The following is a 17,783-nucleotide window of genomic DNA, read 5'->3' as shown; positions in this document are numbered from 1 at the left end:
AGGAGCGATAAAATATGGCTAAGCAGATCAAGCAGGGCGAGGAAGCCCGCAAGGCACTGTGTGCCGGTATCGACACTCTGGCAGATACTGTTAAGATCACCCTCGGCCCCAAGGGCCGCAACGTGGTGCTGAGCAAGAAGTTCGGCGCCCCCGTCATCACCAACGACGGTGTGACCATCGCAAAGGAGATCGAGCTGAAGGACGAGTTCGAGAACATGGGCGCACAGCTGGTGCGTGAGGTCGCTACCAAGACCAACGACGCCGCAGGCGACGGCACCACGACTGCGACCGTTCTGGCACAGGCTATGGTCACCGAGGGCATGAAGAATGTCACCGCCGGTGCAAACCCGATGGACATCCGCCGCGGCATGACCAAGGCTGTCGCTAAGGCCGTCGAGACCATCAAGGCACACAGCCAGAAGGTCAAGGATTCCAACGACATCGCCCGCGTCGGCACCATCTCTGCAGGCGACCCCGAGATCGGCCGTCTCATCGCCGAGGCGATGGAGAAGGTCACTTCCGACGGCGTCATCACCATCGAGGAGAACAAGACCACTGCCGAGACCTACAACGAGATCGTCGAAGGTATGCAGTTCGACCGCGGCTACCTGACTCCCTATATGGTCACCGATACCGACAAGATGGAGGCTGTTCTGGACAACGCCGCCATCCTCATCACCGATAAGAAGATCAGCGTCATTCAGGACCTCGTTCCTCTGCTGGAGCAGGTCATGCAGAACGGCATGAAGCTGCTCATCGTGGCCGAGGACATCGAGGGCGAGGCTCTGTCTACCCTCATCGTCAACCGCCTGCGCGGCACCCTGAACGTCGTGGCTGTCAAGGCTCCCGGCTTCGGCGACCGCCGCAAGGAGATGCTGCAGGATATTGCTACCCTGACCGGCGGCACGGTTGTCTCTGCTGACCTCGGCTACGAGCTGAAGGATGCTACCGTTGACATGCTGGGCCATGCCCGTCAGGTCAAGGTCACCAAGGAGAACACCACCATCGTGGGCGGCGCTGGCGACAAGGACGCTATCGCATCCCGCATCGGTCAGATCCGCAACCAGATCGAGGCCGCTACCAGCGACTTCGACCGCGAGAAGCTGCAGGAGCGTCTGGCAAAGCTGGCTGGCGGCGTGGCTGTCATCAAGGTCGGCGCTGCTACTGAGGTCGAGATGAAGGACAAGAAGCTCCGCATCGAGGATGCTCTGAACGCAACCAAGGCTGCTGTTCAGGAAGGCGTCGTCGCTGGCGGCGGCACTGCTCCCATCAACGCCATCCCCGCTGTCCGTGAGCTGTGCGATACGCTGGAAGGCGACGAGCGCACCGGCGCTAAGATCGTCCTGAAGGCTCTGGAAGCTCCTCTGCGCCAGATCGCCAAGAACGCCGGCCTCGAGGGCAGCGTCATCATCGACAAGATCATCTCTGCCAACAAGCCCAACTACGGCTTCGACGCTCAGAATGAAGTCTACGTCGAGGATATGATCGCCGCTGGCATCGTTGACCCGACCAAGGTCACCCGCTCCGCTCTGGAGAACGCAGCATCCGTCGCTGAGATGGTGCTGACCACCGAGAGCCTCGTGGCCGATCTGCCCGAACCCCCGGCTGCTCCTGCTGCCGCTGGCGGTGACATGGGCGGTATGGGCGGCATGTACTAAGCTGCAGCCTTTCCCAAAACGCGCATACTGTTTCAGTATCTGGGGCAGAGCTTCTTCGGAGGCTCTGCCTCTTTTGTGTACCGTCCCTCTTTTCTGCCCATACTACCGGGCAGGGAAGGGGGGCTTTTTATGTCGGGCCGGAGAGTGCTTGCGCTGTACGGGGCGCTGCTGCTGGGGTTTGCGGCGGTGGTCTGCCGGTTATACTGGCTCTGCTCGAACACGGACTACGCCGTGCGGGCGGCGGCGCAGAGCGAAGCGGTCCTCCGCCTGCCTGCGGCGCGGGGAAACTTTTACGACTGCGGCGGTCTGCCGCTGACGGGCATCTCTCAGCGCTGGCTGGCCCTCTGCTTCCCGGGTGAGAGCAGCTACGCGCGGCTCTACCCCTATGCGGACGCCGACGGGCAGGCCAGGCTTTACCGGGAGCGGAATACTTCCCGGCCCTTTCTGCTGGACGTGGTGCAGGATGTAAGCGGGCTGGGCGTGCGGTGCTATGCTGTTCCCCGGCGGTATGCCGCTGCCCCGCTGGCAGAACAGCTCATCGGCTACCTGGACAGCGAGGGCCATGGCGCAGCGGGCCTAGAGGCTGCGCTGGACGATGTCCTTTACACCGGCGAGCGGGATATACTGCACTGTGCGGTCACAGCGCAGGGGCGGCTGCGGCGGGGCAGTGAGCCGATTTTAGAAAAAGCAGACTCTGCCCCGCAGGGTGTGCGGCTGACCCTCTCCCGCAGCATCCAGAGGGCCGCAGAAGGGGTGGCGGCGGAGAGCATGGCCGCCGGGTGCATCCTTATTATAGATGTAACCAGCGGCAAGGTGCGGGCCTGTGTCAGCCTGCCGGGCTTTGATGCGGCCAATGTGGGTGAGAGCCTGACGGCTCCGGACAGCCCGCTTCTGAACCGTGCTTTTTCGGCCTATGCGGTGGGCTCGGTCTTCAAGCCGGTGCTGGCCGCAGCGGCGCTGGAAGCAGGAGAAGGGGACTTCACCCGGGAGTGTCCCGGCTACGACGCCCTGAACGGCCAGGTCTACCGCTGTGCCGGAAGCGTACCTCACGGCCTCGTGGGGCTGGACGGCGCTCTGGAAAAGAGCTGCAACGGCTACTTTATCGAGCTGGGGCGGGAATTGGGGTCGGAGCGTGTCCGGCAGATGGCGGCAGCGCTGGGCTTCGGGAAGGGACAGGACATTGCAGGCGGCCTCCGGTCGGCTTCTGGTGTTCTGCCCGAAGCAGAGACACTCAAAAACGAGGGGCAGTTTGCCAACTTCTGCTTCGGACAGGGGGAGCTTCTGGCGACGCCCTTGCAGGTGGCCGGGATGATGAACAGCATTGCGGCGGGCGGCGTCTATCACACCCCGCTTTTCGTGGGGGGTACCGGGGACGAGACGACGGGCGAAGAGCTCACGCCGCTGGCACATGGCTCGTCCCGGCGGGTGTTCGCGGAGCAGACGGCGGAAAAGCTGCAGGAGCTGCTGGCGGGCGTCGTGGCAGAGGGAACGGGCCGGCAGGCAGCCCCCTCCGAGGGGACTGCCGCCGGAAAGACCGGCACCGCCCAGACCGGCCAGTTCCGGGACGGCGAAGAGCTGAAAAACTACTGGTTCGCCGGTTTTTACCCGGCAGAAAAGCCCCGCTGGACCATCGTGGTGATGCAGGACGCCCAGACAGAGCCGGAGGTGTCCAGCGCAGCCGTCTTCGCCCGCCTGTGCGACGCACTGAGCGCCGGGGAGTGAATGGTTTTGCTTTTCTGCTTGCTTTTTTGGCCGAGGTATGTTACTATATACTTGTATTTGTATGTTTGTTATCCAAATTTAACAATAAAAGGAGCGTTTTCATCCATGGCAGTCATTGAAATCGTCGGCGGCGTCATTCTGCTCGTCGTCTCGGTGGTCATCTTTGCCCTCACCCTGATGCAGCATACCCACGGTCAGGGTCTGGCTGGTGTCATCAACGGCAGCGCTTACGGCGCAAACAACGCCCGTCTGACCCCTGCGGACCAGATGCTGGCAAAGGTGACCCGCATCGCCGGTATCATCTTCTTTGTGGTGGCCATCCTGGCCTGCGTGTTCGCAAGCCGTCTGGCCTGAGTATGCGCCCGCAGCCCCGTGATGAAAGCGGGGCTGTTTTTGTGTCTATATATTGTTATAAAAAGAGATAAGAGGGAAGAAGCCACGCCCCGGTGGAGGGCGGGCTATGGTAGTTAAGGAGAAAGAAAATTTATGTCAATGCGCGATAAAATCGAACATGCCATCCAGAACCAGCCCTGCACCGTCAAAGAGCTGAAGCAGAAGTTCGGCGGCGAGCGCGGCGCAGACCGCAAGGTGATGGAAGCTCTGGACGAACTGGTGCGAGAGGCTGTCGTCTGCCAGCGTCAGGGCGTGTTCTTTACTGTCCGCTCCGGCCGTGCCGACAAGGCTCTGCTGTGCAAGGTGGTCAAGCTGGGCAAGAACTTTGCCTTCGTCATGCTGGAGGACGGCACCAGCGACATCTTCATCCCCGGCCGCTTCACCAAGGGCGCAATGCCCGGCGACGATGTGCTGGTGGAGAAATTCGAGCATCCCCGTGTGGAGGGCAGCGACGAGGGCGCGATCCTCGCCATCCTGACCGAGAAAAACGATCTGGTCGGCACTGTGCGCCGGGTCGAGGGCCGTCTGCGCTTCGTGCCGGACGACTGCCCGGCCATCACCATGCCGCTGGCCCGCGACTGCGAGGGCGGCGCAAAGGACGGCGACAAGGTAGCCGTCGAGATCCTGAACCGCGGCAACCGTCAGGAAGACCACCGCGTGGGCGTCGCCATGCGCTTCGGCAGCTCCGACGAGGCCAAGCGCTGCGCCAAGGCTCTGCTTTACGCAAAGGACATCCGCACCCGCTTCCCGGATAAAGTGCGGGATGAGGCCAAGAAGTTCGAGGGCGCAGAGGTCTCTGAGAAGGACTGCGAGGGCCGCATGGACCTGCGCGCCCTGCCCATCTTCACCATCGACAGCGCCGAGACCAAGGACATCGACGATGCCATCAGCCTGACCCGCACCTCTGACGGCGGCTTTGAGCTGGGCGTCCACATCGCCGACGTCTCCAACTACGTCAAGCCCGGCACCGAGCTGGACAACGAGGCGTTCAGCCGCGCTACCAGCGTCTATTATGCAGATCAGGTCGTTCCGATGCTGCCCAAGGCCCTGTCCAACGGCATCTGCAGCCTGAACGAGAACGAGCTGCGTCTGGCGTTCTCCTGCCTGATGCGTCTGGACAAGGAGGGTAATCTGACGGATTACCGCTTCGTCAAGTCCATCATCCGCAGCCGCGTCAAGGGTGTCTACTCTGAGATCAACGCCCTGCTGGCCGGTACTGCCGACGCCGAGATCAAGGCAAAGTATGCCGACGTCATCGACCAGCTGCCTGCCATGAAGGAGCTGTACGGCCACCGCGCCCGCCTGCGCAAGGAGCGCGGCTGCATGGACATCGAGAGCGGCGAAGTCAAGCTCATCCTCGACGAGAATGGCCGTTGTATCGACGTCAAGAAGCGCACTTCCGGCGAGAGCGAGAGCATGATCGAGGAGTTCATGCTGCTGGCCAACCAGTGCGCCGCCCACTTTGCCCGCGTCAAGCAGATCCCCTTCGTCTACCGCGTCCATGAAGAGCCCAACGCCGAGAAGCTGGAGCGTCTGCACGCTCTGCTGCAGGCCTGCGGCATCAACGACCACTTCGCCAAGGACGTTCCCACTCCCAAGGAGCTGAGCGCCATCCTCGAGGGTGTGCGCGGCACCCCCTATGAGCAGATCATCAACACCGGCATGCTCCGCTGCATGTCCAAGGCTCTCTACGAAGAGAAGCCCAAGGGCCACTACGGTCTGGTGCTGAAGGATTACGCCCACTTCACCAGCCCCATCCGCCGTTACCCCGATCTGGCCATCCATCGCATCATGACCGATATGCTCAAGGGTACCGAGAAGGAGACCATGATCCTCCGCTACACCGATTTCGCAGAGCGCGCCTCCAAGCAGTCCAGCGAGCGTGAGGTCATCGCCATGCAGATCGAGCGGAAGGCCGAGGACTGCTATAAGGCCGAGTATGCCCGCCGCCATCTGGGCGAGTGCTACGAGGGCACCATCTCCGGCGTGACCCAGCGCGGCCTCTTCATCGAGCTGGACAACGGCGTGGAGGGCTTCGTGCCTGCTTCCAGCCTGACTCCCTCCGGCACCAGCCTGACCGAGGGCGTCCGCCTGACCGACCCCGCTTCCGGCAAGACCTGGAGCCTCGGCGACAAGATGATGATCACCATCGTCCGCGCCGACGTCAATCTGGGCAAGATCGACTTTGAGGTGGCTCCCGCCGCCAAAGCCTGAGGAGGGGAGAGTATGAGCATCCGTCATGCACTGCCCGCTGACGTGGACACACTGGCCGACATCGAAGCTGCGTCCTACCCGCCCGCTGAGGGGGCGTCCCGGCAGAGCATCGCCGGGCGTGTGGCTGTCTACCCGGACTGTTTCTGGCTGCTGGACGAGGGCGGCGAGGTGAAAGCTTTCGTCAACGGCTTCGTCACCGATATGCCCGACCTCACCGATGAGATGTACGATGACCCCCATCTCCACACGTCGAAGGGTGGGTGGCAGATGATCTTCAGCGTCGTCACCGCTCCGGCCCATCGGCATGAGGGCTGTGCTTCCCGTGTTCTGCGTCAGGTCTGCGCCGACGCGAAAGCCGCCGGGCGCAAGGGCGTCGTGCTCACCTGCAAGGAACGGCTCATCGGCTTTTATGCGCAGTTCGGCTTCGTGGATGAGGGCGTCTCCGTCTCCACCCACGGCGATGTGGTCTGGCATCAGATGCGGCTGACATTCTGAGGCATCATAAAACTTTTTATCCGTCTCCGGTACGCCGGGGGCGGATTTTTCTATGCAAACCTGCCTGTATGACAAAAATTGCGGCAGTTGGGCGGTTTTGTTTGTTGTAGGGCGGGAAGCGGCGGGGTATACTGATGCCAGAACCAAACAAGCCGGAGCCGAACGTGCTGCCGGTACAGAATAAAATGGAGGTCACGTCTATGTATTATTCCAGCGGCAATTACGAAGCCTTTGCGAGGCCCCGCAAGCCCGAAGGCGTGGATCGCAAATCGGCTTATATCATCGGCAGCGGCCTGGCGGCCCTGACGGCAGCCTGCTATCTGGTGCGGGATGGCCAGATGAAGGGGGAGAGGGTACACGTTTTTGAAAAAGACCCCCTGCCCGGCGGTGCCTGCGACGGCTACAAGTACGACATCGGCTATGTGATGCGGGGCGGCCGTGAGATGGACAACCACTTCGAGGTCATGTGGGACCTGCTCCGCTCCATCCCTTCGCTGGAAACGGAGGGAGCCAGTGTGCTGGATGAGTATTACTGGCTGAACAAGGCCGACCCCAACTACTCCCTCTGCCGCGCTACCGTGAACCGGGGCGAGGACGCCCACACGGATGGCAAGTTCGGCCTGTCGGATAAGGGAGCCATGGAGATCATGAAGCTCTTCTTCACCCCCGACGAGCAGCTTGAGGACAAAAAGATCACCGACTTTTTTGACGATGAGGTGCTCAACTCCAACTTCTGGCTCTACTGGCGCACCATGTTCGCTTTCGAGAACTGGCACAGCGCCCTCGAGATGAAGCTCTACCTCAAGCGGTATATCCACCACATCGGCGGTCTGCCCGACTTCACGGCCCTCCGCTTCACCCGGTATAACCAGTATGAGTCCATCATCCTGCCCATGGTCACCTACCTGAAAGACCACGGCGTCCAGTTCTACTACGACACAAAGGTCGTAGACGTCCAGTTCAGCCTCGAGCCGGGCAAAAAGCAGGCGGCGGGCATCACGGTAGACCACAAGGGCGCGGTGGAGACCATCGACCTCACCGAGGACGACCTGCTCTTTATCACCAACGGCGGCTGCGTGGAGAGCTGCACCGTCGGCGCACAGAACAAGGCCGCGGGCTTCGACCCCACCATCAAGCCGGGCAACGGCTGGGACCTCTGGAAGCGCATCGCCGCGCTGGACGACTCCTTCGGCCACCCGGAAAAGTTCTGCAGCCAGCCGGAGCTGACCAACTGGGAAAGCGCCACCATCACGACGCTGGATGAGAAGATCCCCCAGTATATCCAGAAGATCTGCAAGCGGGACCCCTTCAGCGGCCGCACCGTCACCGGCGGCATCGTCACCGTGAAGGACTCTAAGTGGCTCATGAGCTGGACCCTGAACCGGCAGCAGCAGTTCCGGGCACAGCCCAAAGACCAGCTCTGCGTCTGGGTGTACGGCCTGTTCAGCGATAAGCCCGGCGATTACGTCAAAAAGCCCATGCGGGACTGCACGGGCCGGGAGATCTGCATGGAGTGGCTCTACCATCTGGGCGTGCCGGTGGAGGACATCGCAGAGCTTGCCGAGCACAGCGCCAACACCGTGCCGGTCATGATGCCCTATATCGACGCCTTCTTCATGCCCCGCGCGAAGGGCGACCGCCCCGACATCGTGCCGAAGGATGCGGTGAATTTTGCCTTCCTCGGCCAGTTCGCCGAGACCGGCCGGGACACCATCTTCACCACCGAATACTCCATGCGCACCGGCATGGAGGCGGTGTACCGGCTGCTGAACATTGACCGGGGCGTGCCGGAGGTCTGGGGCAGCACCTATGACGTCCGGGCGCTGGTGGATGCCTCGGTGAAGCTGCGGGATGGCCGGAAGCTCACGGACATGGAGCTGCCCCTTATGGGCCGCATCGCCCTGAAGGAGGCGCTGAAGAAGATCGAAGGCACCGACCTCGAGAAGTTCCTGCGCCAGTATCACGCTATCTGACAATAACACTCCATTTTTGATCCCTCCATAACCGGAAGACCGGGTCGCTGCAAGCCTGAGGCAGGAAGCAGCGGCCCGGTCTTTTGTGCTGATTTGCGCGAGATTTCATAAAAAGTCGTACTCATAAAGAAAACTATTATGCAGAATGACCATCTTTGTGCTTGCTCTTTCGGCGGTTCTGTGGTAAGCTTAAAACAAAGAATGCGGCACAGCGGAAGAGAGGCTGTGCCGCAAAAACAGGTCTGGAACATAAAGGAGGTTCTTTTTCGTGAAACACTTTATTTCTCGCCGCAATTTCCTGAAGGCTGCCGGTGTCACCGCCGCTGCCTCCGCCATGGCTGCTGCCGTTCCTCAGGCTTCGGCCGGTTTCCTGACGGGCAAGGATGCCGCTGTCACCATCCTGTACACCAACGATGTCCACACCTACATCGACAACAAGTCTCCCAAACTGACCTATGCCGCTATCGCTGCCATGAAGCAGGGCTATGTGGATGAGGGCAAGCCCGTCCTGCTGGTGGACGCAGGCGACCATATTCAGGGTACTGCCTACGGCTCCATGGACGACGGCGCTACCATCATCGAGCTGATGAACGAGGCTGGCTACGACATCGCTACTCCGGGCAACCACGAGTTCGACTACGGCATGGCCCGCGCGAAGGCCATCATCAAGGAAGCGGACTTCCCCTATGTCTCCTGCAACTGGGTGGACCTGCGCACCGGACTGCGCGTCCTGCCCGCTGTCAAGCTGTTCCCCGCAGGCGGCAAGTGGATCGCATTCGTGGGCATCACGACCCCCGAGTCCTTCACCAAGTCCACTCCTGCTTACTTCATGAACGCCAAGCAGACCAAGTACATCTACGACATTCTGGGCGGTGACGACGGCAGGAAGCTGTACGACGCCGTCCAGAAGGCCATCGACAAGGCCAAGGCTCTGGGCGCAGACATCATCATCGGTCTGGGCCATCTGGGCGTTGACCCGTCCTCTTCTCCCTGGACCAGTGAGGAAGTCATTGCCAACACCACCGGCTTTGACGCCTTCATCGACGGCCACTCTCACACCGTCATGGAGAACAAGCAGGTCTACGATGCAGCCGGCAAGGCTGTCACCCTGACCCAGACCGGCTCTTATCTGGCAAACGTCGGTAAGATGACCATCGCCGAAGACGGCGCGATCACCACCGAGCTCATCTCCACCGCTGATGTCTCCGACGCTGCTGTGGCCGCTACCGCAGAAGCCTGGATCAACGACGTGGACGCTATGCTGGGCGAGCAGATCGCCACCACGGACATCAAATTCTACATCAACGACCCCGCTACCAGCAAGCGCCGCATCCGTATGGGCGAGACCAACCTCGGCGACTTCGTGGCCGACGGCATCTATACTTACTTCAATGAGGTCGAGCAGCTGGACTGCGACATCGCTATGATGAACGGCGGCGGCATCCGCACCGATGTGGACGCCGGCAAGTGGACCTTCAAGACCTGCAAGCAGGTCAGCCCCTTCGGCAATGTGGCCTGCCTGATGTCTGTTACCGGCAAGCAGATCCAGGATGCTCTGGAGTTCGGCGCCCGCTTCGTCGGCCCGGAGGGCAAGGAGAACGGCGGTTTCCTGCATGTTGCCGGTGCGACCTACGAGATCCACACCGACATCCCCAACACCGTCCTCACCGACGACAAGAATGTCTGGATGGGCAGCGCCACCGGCACGCCCCGCGTCCAGAACGTGCGCATCTACAACAAGAAGACCGGCACTTACGAGCCGCTGGACCTGAACCGCACCTATGCGCTGGCCGGCATGAACTACACCCTGCGCAATCTGGGCGATGGCTTCGCCATGTTCGACGGCGCAGAGCTCATCAAGGACTATGTCTCTGAGGACTACCTCGTCATGTCCACCTACGCCATGATCTTCGACGCTGTGAACGATGTGCCTGTCCTGAGCAGCGCCAACAGCCCGCTGGCAAGCTATCCGGGCTACCTGCTGAACTACGAGAATCCGTATGGCGCAGGCCGCATTCAGGTGGTCTGAGTTTTAGAGCGTAGCCCTCTCCGTCATTGCTTCGCAATGCCACCTCTCCCATAGGGAGAGGCACTGGCGTGCCGGTCAGGCCCACGCAGGACAAGCAAAGTTTGATTTTATCGTAAACAGTAGTGCCCTGCTATAGAGGGCAGCAGCTTTGGAACAATATCCCTTGTCAAGCTGCTGTGGATCTCTGTAGCAGGGCACTATCTTTTACGTTATATTGAGCTTCCAGCGGTCAGCGGAAAGTGGCCCGGTCTGCCAATGGCTCCCCCTTTGGGGGAGCTGGCGCGAAGCGCCTGAGAGGGCAAGGCTGCTACGAGAAAACAAAAACACAGCGATAGCATCGCTCTGACAAAAGCCGGTGCGTATCGCTGTGTGGATGCTCTTGGGAGACGAGCTTGCCCTCTCCGTCACCTTCGGTGACACCTCTCCCAAAGGGAGAGGCTTTCGCTCAAGGTTTAACCTTTTGCAAACAGCCCCTTCAGCGCCAGCGGCGTCACGATAGAGGACACGACGATGAGCAGGATGACGGCAGTGAAGTAAACAGGGTCCACCACACCGACCCCGAGGCCCTTCTGGGCCACGATGAGGGCCACCTCGCCGCGGGTCATCATGCCGATGCCCACTTTGAGGGAGTCGCCCCAGTTGAACCGGCAGAGCTTCGCAGCCAGACCGCAGCCGATGATCTTGGTGAGCAGGGCGACGGCCACGAAGCAGGCACTGAACAGCAGGATGGTGGGTGTCAGGCCGCTGATGTCGGTCTTCAGGCCGATACTGGCGAAGAAGACAGGGGCGAAGAGGGTGTAGCTGCTGATGTCCACCCGGCGCTCGATGTAGGGCGCATCTTCGAGGGTGCAGAGCACGATGCCCGCGATGTAAGCGCCCGTGATGTCGGCGATGCCGAAATACTGCTCCGCGATGTAGGCCATCGCAAAGCAGAAGGCGAGGCTGACGATGGTGATGCGCTGGGTGTGGGGGTTGCGATGGTCCAGCCAGAGCATGGCCTTGTGGATGATGAGGCCGATGACGATGGCTGCGATGAAGAAGAGGACGGTGTCCATCAGCACATCGACGAGGCTGGTGTCTGTGCCGCCGCTGGCACCCAGCACACAGGTGAGCACCACGATGCCGATGACATCATCAATGACGGCTGCACTGACGATGGTGGTGCCGAGGAAGCTCTTGAGCTTGCCCAGCTCCTGCAGGGTGGCGACGGTGATGGAGACGCTGGTGGCCGTCATGATGGTGCCGATGAAGAGCGCCCGATAAAACTCCGGGCTGCCCAGCGCCGAAAAGCCGTAGAACAGGCTGTAGAGCAGGGTGCCGCCTGCCAGAGGCACGGCCACGCCCACGCAGGCGATGAGGGTGGCGATGGGGCCGGCCCGCATCAGCTCCTGAAGGTTGGTGCCGAGGCCGGTGGTGAACATCAGCAGCACGACGCCGATCTCAGCAAAAATGGCGATGGAGTCGCTGGGCTGCACGAGATTCAGCAGACAGGGACCGATGACAAGACCTGCGATGATCTCACCCACCACCTGCGGCGCCCGGCATTTGCGGGCGAGCAGCGCGAAGAACTTGGCGCTGATGAGGATGAGGGCGAGATTCCGAAAGATGGAATACATAGGCGATCCTTCCTTTAACGTTAGCAATCGTCCTGCTCCCCCGTAAGCCCTGCCATGCGCCGCGCACGAAGACAGAAGGGGAGAAGGACATCTTCTATTATAGTCCATCTTTCGGCGAAATGCAAAGGAAAACTGGCTTGGAAATGACGAAGGATGCCATATAAAAGAGATATGACGGGTATACTGAAAAAGCATAAAAAGAATGATGAGGGGGATTTTGCTGTCATGCGCTCAAAAATACGAAAAAAATCCTGCGGGAGGGCTTGACATTTTTGGCGGGGCTTGCTATAATAAATTGCTGTCTGAACAGACACGCCGCACAGCCCGCGCGACGCCGCGCTGGCTGTGTACCCTTGGCCTCATATTCTTGAGGCCCTTAAGTCCAAAAGGAGGTGCTACAAAATGGCAAAGTACGAAACCATGCTGATTACCAGCGCTGCTCTCGACGAGGAGGCTTCTTCCGCTCTCATCGGTAAGTTCAAGTCCCTGATCGAGGCTAACGGTACCATCGATTCCATCGATGAGTGGGGCAAGCGCCGTCTGGCCTACCCCATCAACGATGAGGAGGAAGGCGTCTACACCGTGATCAACTTCACTGCTGACCCCAGCTTCCCCGCTGAGCTCGACCGTGTGTACAAGATCACTGAGGGCGTTATGCGCAGCCTGATCGTTGCCCACGAGGAGTAATCTTTTCGTGACGAAAAAGGAGTCCGTATTATGTTGAATGTTGTAGCGATCATGGGCCGTCTCGTGGCGGATCCCGAGCTTCGCACCACCCAGAGCGGCACCAATGTGTGCAGCTTCCGCATTGCGTGTGACCGCAACTTTGCCCGTCAGGGCGAGCAGCGTCAGGCCGATTTCATCGACATCGTCGCATGGCGCCAGCAGGCAGAGTTCGTCTCCAAGTATTTCCAGAAGGGCAGTCTGATCGCCATCGAAGGCAGCCTCCAGACCCGCCAGTATCAGGACAAGAACGGAAACAACCGCACCGCTGTGGAGGTCGTGGCAAACAACGTCAACTTTGCTGGCTCCAAATCGAATGGCAGCAATCAGGGCAGCGGCAGCTATCAGAATGCTGCTCCGTCCTACCAGAACGCAGCCCCTGCCCGTCCGGCTGCTGTGGAGGCAGCTCCCAGCTATTCCGCCGGCAATGCAGATGACTTCGCCGTCATCGACGACAGCGACGACCTGCCGTTCTGATTCCCGAACCGGTGTTTTAACCGTAAAAATCCAACAGGAGGTAATAAGCAATGGCTTTTGAAAGAACCGAAGGCTCTCGTCCCGCACGCCCCATGCGTCGCGGCCGCAAGAAGGTTTGCAGCTTCTGTGTCGATCGCATCGACACCATCGATTACAAGGACGTTCCCCGTCTGCGTAAGTACGTCTCTGAGCGTGCAAAGATCATTCCCCGCCGTGTTACCGGCACCTGCGCTTTCCATCAGCGCGCACTGACCGTGGCTATCAAGCGTGCTCGTCACGTTGCTCTGATGCCCTACGTCAGCGACTAATCTGAGATAATCAACCCAATCAAAATAATCAGCGATCAGCAAAGCGCCCTCACCGATGACAAGGTGAGGGCGCTTTTTGGTTTGCTTTAGAGAGTTGACCTCTTCGCCAGAGGCTCCCCTACTAGGGGAGCTGGCGAGGAGCTTGCGACGAGACTGAGAGGTTGTACGAAGGACAGCCTGACCGTGAGCCGCTGCCCCAACAACTCCTCCCTGTTTCCGCCGCTGGCGGCGGTCGTCGCCGTTGCTCCTAACGAGGGGAGGCCTTGGCATTCCGCAAGGTTATCATCTCCAAATAGCAAAAAGCGCCCGACACCTCAATGAGATGCAGGGCGTTGCTTTTTATGCGGTTATTTACAGCGTCTTGCAGAACTCTTTCAGGTAGGCGCGGAATGCCTCGCCGATCTCGGGGTGCTGCAGGGCCAGCTCCACCTGTGCCTCAGCGACCTTGAGCTTGTTGCCCATGTCGTAGTGCTTGCCGGTGAACTCCACAGCCGTCATGCCGCCGTAGCTGCGGGCATACTCGGCCATGGCGTCGGTCAGCTGGATCTCGCCGCCGGCACCGGGCTTGGTCCTGGCGAGGATGTCATAGATCTCCGGGGTCAGCAGCACACGGCCCAGAATGGAGTAGTTGCTGAACTCCTGACCCTTCTTGGGCTTCTCGATCATATCGTCCACAAAGAAGTAATTGTCATGGATGGGGGTGGTCTTGAGGCTGCAATAACGGCTCACGTCGGCCCAAGGCACGGCGGACACGCCGGCAACCGGACGGCCGAACTCCTCGTAGGCACGGATGAGCTGGGCGCAGACCGGGTCCTCGCCCCAGATGACGTCGTCACCGTAGATGACCACGAAGGGGTCGTCGCCGGTGAAGGGCTTGGCCATGCTGACAGCGTGGCCGAGGCCGAGGGTCTGCTGCTGGCGGACGAAGAAGATGTTGGCCAGATTGGAGATGCCGAGGCACTCTTCCAGCATCTTCTCCTTGCCGGGAGCGGCAAGTTTTGCTTCCAGCTCAGGGCTGCGGTCAAAGTGGTCCTGGATGATGTCCTGATTGCGGCTCACGATGATAAGGATGTCGGTGATGCCGGAACGGACAGCCTCCTCCACCAGATACTGGATGGCGGGTTTGTCCACGATGGGGAGCATTCCTTTGGGCATCGCCTTGGTGGCAGGCAGCACCCGGGTGCCCAGACCTGCTGCCGGAATGACCGCCTTGGTGATCTTTTTCATGATTCAGACTCCTTTGGTTTATAGTCTCGGCTGAGGGTGCCTCAGCCGGCAAGAGCAGTAAGCAGAGCCTGCAGATCCGGGCCCAGCAGCAGGGTAAAGGCGCTGCCCCCCACCATCAGCAGCAGCATACACAGCAGCACGGCCCCAAGGCTGACGCCGCCCTGAGCGCGGAGCACGGCCTGACGCTGCTGGGCGTCGGGAAACTCGGACTGGATGCGGCGGATGTGGTCGGCGGCGCTCTTGCGGTAGAGCCACTTGCCGTACATACCGCGCACCAGCATCAGCACGAAGCTGAGGACAGAGCAGACCCGGGCAAATACCGTCAGAGCCGAAGCGCTCATGGCGGGGGCGAGAGCGCTGCCGGAGAGCTGCAGCATCTCGATAAAGGTGGGCGCTGCCAGCAGAAGTTCAGCGGCCAGAAAGCCGAAGGCCGGCTTCCACGCCTTGCGGTAGAAGAAGTAGAAGGGGCCGAACAGCAGAGCCGAAAAGCTCATGGATACTTTGCTCTTCTGGAGCTGCATCCGGCTGTAAGCGGCGAGGTAAGCGGGGGCGGCGGGGCCGATATAGTCCAGCCAGTCCTGACGGGCGATGCCGTCCATCTTGGCCTCCTTGCCGAAGGCGTCCTCAAAAAACTCCTTCTCCGGGTCGGCGGAAGTGCCGAACTGACGGTACATCTGGGAGTAGTCGAAAGTCTCTTCGCCGCTGTCGCGGGAAGAAGGAGGCTCCTGCCCCTCGGGGGGCAGTACAGCACCGCAGCAGCGGCAGGTTTCCTCATCCCGCAAGGTGCGCTCGCCGCAGGACGGACAGGTGCGGAGCTGGCTCTCCTCGTAGGGGAACTTCCACTCGTAGCCGGCGGCGTGGGCGGGGCGGTGGATGCACTGGCCCAGCTTCTCGTAGCAGACGCGGTGATAAGGCGCGCCGCAGTCGGGGCAGACCACGATGTCATCCTGAAGTGTGAGGGGCTTGCCGCAGCCTTCACACGGACAGCCATAGTATTTTGGCATAACATCCTCCAATGAATAGGGTAGTTTATCAGTATTATACACTTAAAATGCGGAAAAGAAAAGGCGGAAATCTTCAAATTTCCAGCACAATGGTATTTTTTCCTCTTTACTTTATCATGGATTCTGGGTATACTAATGAAGTATCTGTGTATAAACTGTATCTTTTGCAGCTCCCTATAGAGCGATGCCCCGGCAGGACCTCTCAGTCGCTGACGCGACAGCTCCCCTTGAAAGGGGAGCCATTGGCAGGCCGGGTAGGCCCATGCAGGACGAGCAAAGTTTGCGCTGACCTGAAACAGTAGTGCCCTGCTACAGAGATCCACAGCAGCTTGACAAGGTGTGCTTGTCCAGAAGCCGCTGCCCTCGTAAGCGAGGCCCGCTCTTTTGCGCCCTGTCGGGCCATGGGCGTCCAGCGCAGAGCTGCCCGACACGCCAGTGGCTCTCCCTTTGGGAGAGCTGGCGAGCGAAGCGAGACTGAGAGGGCAAGGACGCTGCTAAAAGATGTATCCGTTGACTGAGACGAGAGGAATAAAACGATGATCACCACTGATGAACTGAAAGTACAGCTGGCTGAATACCACACCGCTGTAAAGGACTTGGAGGAGGCGCTGGCCATCGACGCTTCCCGCAAGCGCGTGCAGGAGCTGGAGCACACCATGTCCCGCCCCGGCTTCTACGACGACGCTGAGCTGAGCAAGAAGGTCTTCGACGAGGTGGGCGACCTGAAGGGCAAGCTGACCCGCTTCGAGAAGCTGCAGGGCCTGTACGATGACGCAGAGACCATGCTGGTCATGCTGGACGAGGAGTACGACCCCGAGATGGTGCCGGAGGCCGAAGAGGCCGTCAACGCCGTGGGCAAGGCTGTGGACGAGCTGCAGCTGATGACCATGCTGAACGGTGAGTACGACCACAGCAACGCCATCCTGACCTTCCACGCAGGCACCGGCGGCACCGAGGCACAGGACTGGGCCGAGATGCTCTACCGTATGTACAACAAGTGGGCGCAGGCTCACGGCATGACCGTCGAGGTCCTGGACTATCAGGACGGCGACGAGGCCGGCATGAAGAGCGCTTCCATGATGGTCAAGGGTGCCAACGCCTACGGCCTGCTCAAGAGTGAGAACGGCGTCCACCGTCTGGTGCGCGTCTCTCCCTTTGACGCCAACGCCCGCCGTCAGACCAGCTTTGCTTCGCTGGAAGTCATGCCCGAGCTGGACAACACCATCCAGGTGGACATCCGCCCCGAGGACATCGAGATGCAGGTCTACCGCTCCTCCGGTGCCGGCGGCCAGCACATCAACAAGACTTCTTCCGCTGTCCGACTCATCCATAAGCCCACCGGCATCGTGGTCAGCTGCCAGACTCAGCGCAGCCAGTTCCAGAACCGCGACTACGCGATGGAAATGCTGAAGGCAAAGCTGTACCAGATCGCCAAGCAGCAGCACATGGATAAGATCGACGACATCAAGGGCGTCCAGAACGAGATCGCATGGGGCCACCAGATCCGCTCCTACGTCTTTATGCCCTACACGATGGTCAAGGACCACCGCACCAACTACGAGACCGGCAACGTGGACGCTGTCATGGACGGCGACCTCGACGGCTTCATCTTCGCTTACCTCAAGGCCGCAAGCCGTGGTGAGCTGCAGGATACCTGAGCCGGAGCACGACCCTGAAAAAATCAGCACCCGCTTTTCTGCCCGATGGGGGAGAGAGGCGGGTGCTTTTTTGTCCGGGGAAAAAACGGCCCATGGACAAATCGCTCGCGCCCCCGCCCGGGAGGGGGGGGGCCCCTCTCTTTTTCACAACTCCCCGCCCCCCAGACAAAAGGCAACATCCTATTCCCGCCTCTTCTTTTCAAAAAAAAAAAACACCACACCGTGTACTGCATACTCTCATCGACACCAGTTCACCTCAGCCACATCCGCCTATCTACGATAACCA

Annotated in this window: 14 protein-coding genes; 11 read left to right on the top strand and 3 right to left on the bottom strand. The window is 60.3% G+C overall.

From position 1 onward, the window contains the following. Positions 1 to 14: 14 nt before the first annotated feature. The 7 genes from groL (at position 15) to F3G95_RS02725 (ending at position 10,484) form a co-directional block, all read left to right on the top strand. On the top strand, positions 15 to 1,658 hold the full coding sequence (gene groL, locus F3G95_RS02755; RefSeq protein WP_149793725.1) for a chaperonin GroEL: 1,644 nt from the start codon (positions 15 to 17) through the stop codon (positions 1,656 to 1,658). Positions 1,659 to 1,787: 129 nt separating this feature from the next. Continuing rightward, the gene (locus F3G95_RS02750; RefSeq protein WP_149793724.1) at positions 1,788 to 3,380 is read left to right on the top strand and encodes a penicillin-binding transpeptidase domain-containing protein; all 1,593 of its coding nucleotides are present in this window, start codon (positions 1,788 to 1,790) and stop codon (positions 3,378 to 3,380) included. Between the two features lie 105 nt (positions 3,381 to 3,485). Beyond that, the gene (secG, locus tag F3G95_RS02745; protein WP_149793723.1) at positions 3,486 to 3,734 is read left to right on the top strand and encodes a preprotein translocase subunit SecG; all 249 of its coding nucleotides are present in this window, start codon (positions 3,486 to 3,488) and stop codon (positions 3,732 to 3,734) included. A 132-nt stretch (positions 3,735 to 3,866) separates the two neighbouring features. Continuing rightward, positions 3,867 to 5,987, top strand: coding sequence for a ribonuclease R (gene rnr, locus F3G95_RS02740; RefSeq protein WP_149793722.1), 2,121 nt, complete (start codon positions 3,867 to 3,869; stop codon positions 5,985 to 5,987). 12 nt (positions 5,988 to 5,999) lie between these two features. Beyond that, on the top strand, positions 6,000 to 6,482 hold the full coding sequence (locus tag F3G95_RS02735; RefSeq protein WP_149793721.1) for a GNAT family N-acetyltransferase: 483 nt from the start codon (positions 6,000 to 6,002) through the stop codon (positions 6,480 to 6,482). A gap of 200 nt (positions 6,483 to 6,682) precedes the next feature. After that, positions 6,683 to 8,455, top strand: coding sequence for an oleate hydratase (locus tag F3G95_RS02730; RefSeq protein WP_149793720.1), 1,773 nt, complete (start codon positions 6,683 to 6,685; stop codon positions 8,453 to 8,455). Positions 8,456 to 8,723: 268 nt separating this feature from the next. Continuing rightward, positions 8,724 to 10,484: a bifunctional UDP-sugar hydrolase/5'-nucleotidase gene (locus F3G95_RS02725; RefSeq protein WP_149793719.1), complete on the top strand. Its 1,761-nt coding sequence runs from the start codon at positions 8,724 to 8,726 to the stop codon at positions 10,482 to 10,484. A gap of 452 nt (positions 10,485 to 10,936) precedes the next feature. On the opposite strand, the gene F3G95_RS02720 is transcribed toward F3G95_RS02725, so the two are convergent. Continuing rightward, a complete protein-coding gene (locus F3G95_RS02720; RefSeq protein WP_149793718.1) occupies positions 10,937 to 12,100 on the bottom strand; it encodes a cation:proton antiporter in 1,164 nt (387 codons plus the stop codon). A 402-nt stretch (positions 12,101 to 12,502) separates the two neighbouring features. Between F3G95_RS02720 and rpsF the strand changes: the two genes are divergently transcribed. Genes rpsF through rpsR form a run of 3 tightly spaced genes read left to right on the top strand, consistent with a single transcriptional unit; the run spans position 12,503 to position 13,608 of the window. Beyond that, positions 12,503 to 12,787, top strand: a complete 285-nt coding sequence (gene rpsF / locus F3G95_RS02715; protein WP_015563883.1) for a 30S ribosomal protein S6 — start codon at positions 12,503 to 12,505, stop codon at positions 12,785 to 12,787. Between the two features lie 30 nt (positions 12,788 to 12,817). Beyond that, on the top strand, positions 12,818 to 13,300 hold the full coding sequence (gene ssb, locus F3G95_RS02710; protein WP_149793717.1) for a single-stranded DNA-binding protein: 483 nt from the start codon (positions 12,818 to 12,820) through the stop codon (positions 13,298 to 13,300). A gap of 50 nt (positions 13,301 to 13,350) precedes the next feature. Beyond that, a complete protein-coding gene (gene rpsR / locus F3G95_RS02705; protein WP_015563885.1) occupies positions 13,351 to 13,608 on the top strand; it encodes a 30S ribosomal protein S18 in 258 nt (85 codons plus the stop codon). A gap of 351 nt (positions 13,609 to 13,959) precedes the next feature. On the opposite strand, the gene F3G95_RS02700 is transcribed toward rpsR, so the two are convergent. Together F3G95_RS02700 and F3G95_RS02695 are read right to left on the bottom strand one after the other, a co-directional pair. Next, on the bottom strand, positions 13,960 to 14,835 hold the full coding sequence (locus F3G95_RS02700) for a UTP--glucose-1-phosphate uridylyltransferase (protein WP_149793716.1): 876 nt from the start codon (positions 14,833 to 14,835) through the stop codon (positions 13,960 to 13,962). A 41-nt stretch (positions 14,836 to 14,876) separates the two neighbouring features. Continuing rightward, positions 14,877 to 15,839, bottom strand: a complete 963-nt coding sequence (locus F3G95_RS02695) for an RING finger protein (RefSeq protein WP_149793715.1) — start codon at positions 15,837 to 15,839, stop codon at positions 14,877 to 14,879. Between the two features lie 536 nt (positions 15,840 to 16,375). On the opposite strand from F3G95_RS02695, the gene prfB reads away from it, so the two are divergent. Then, positions 16,376 to 17,497, top strand: a complete 1,122-nt coding sequence (prfB, locus tag F3G95_RS02690) for a peptide chain release factor 2 (protein WP_149793714.1) — start codon at positions 16,376 to 16,378, stop codon at positions 17,495 to 17,497. Positions 17,498 to 17,783 lie beyond the last annotated feature (286 nt).

It is taken from the genome of Faecalibacterium sp. Marseille-P9312 (assembly GCF_902497445.1).
In the GTDB taxonomy this organism is placed as follows: domain Bacteria; phylum Bacillota; class Clostridia; order Oscillospirales; family Ruminococcaceae; genus Faecalibacterium; species Faecalibacterium longum.
Note: the sequence above shows the minus strand (reverse complement) of the source record. Positions and strands in the feature narration are given on the sequence as shown.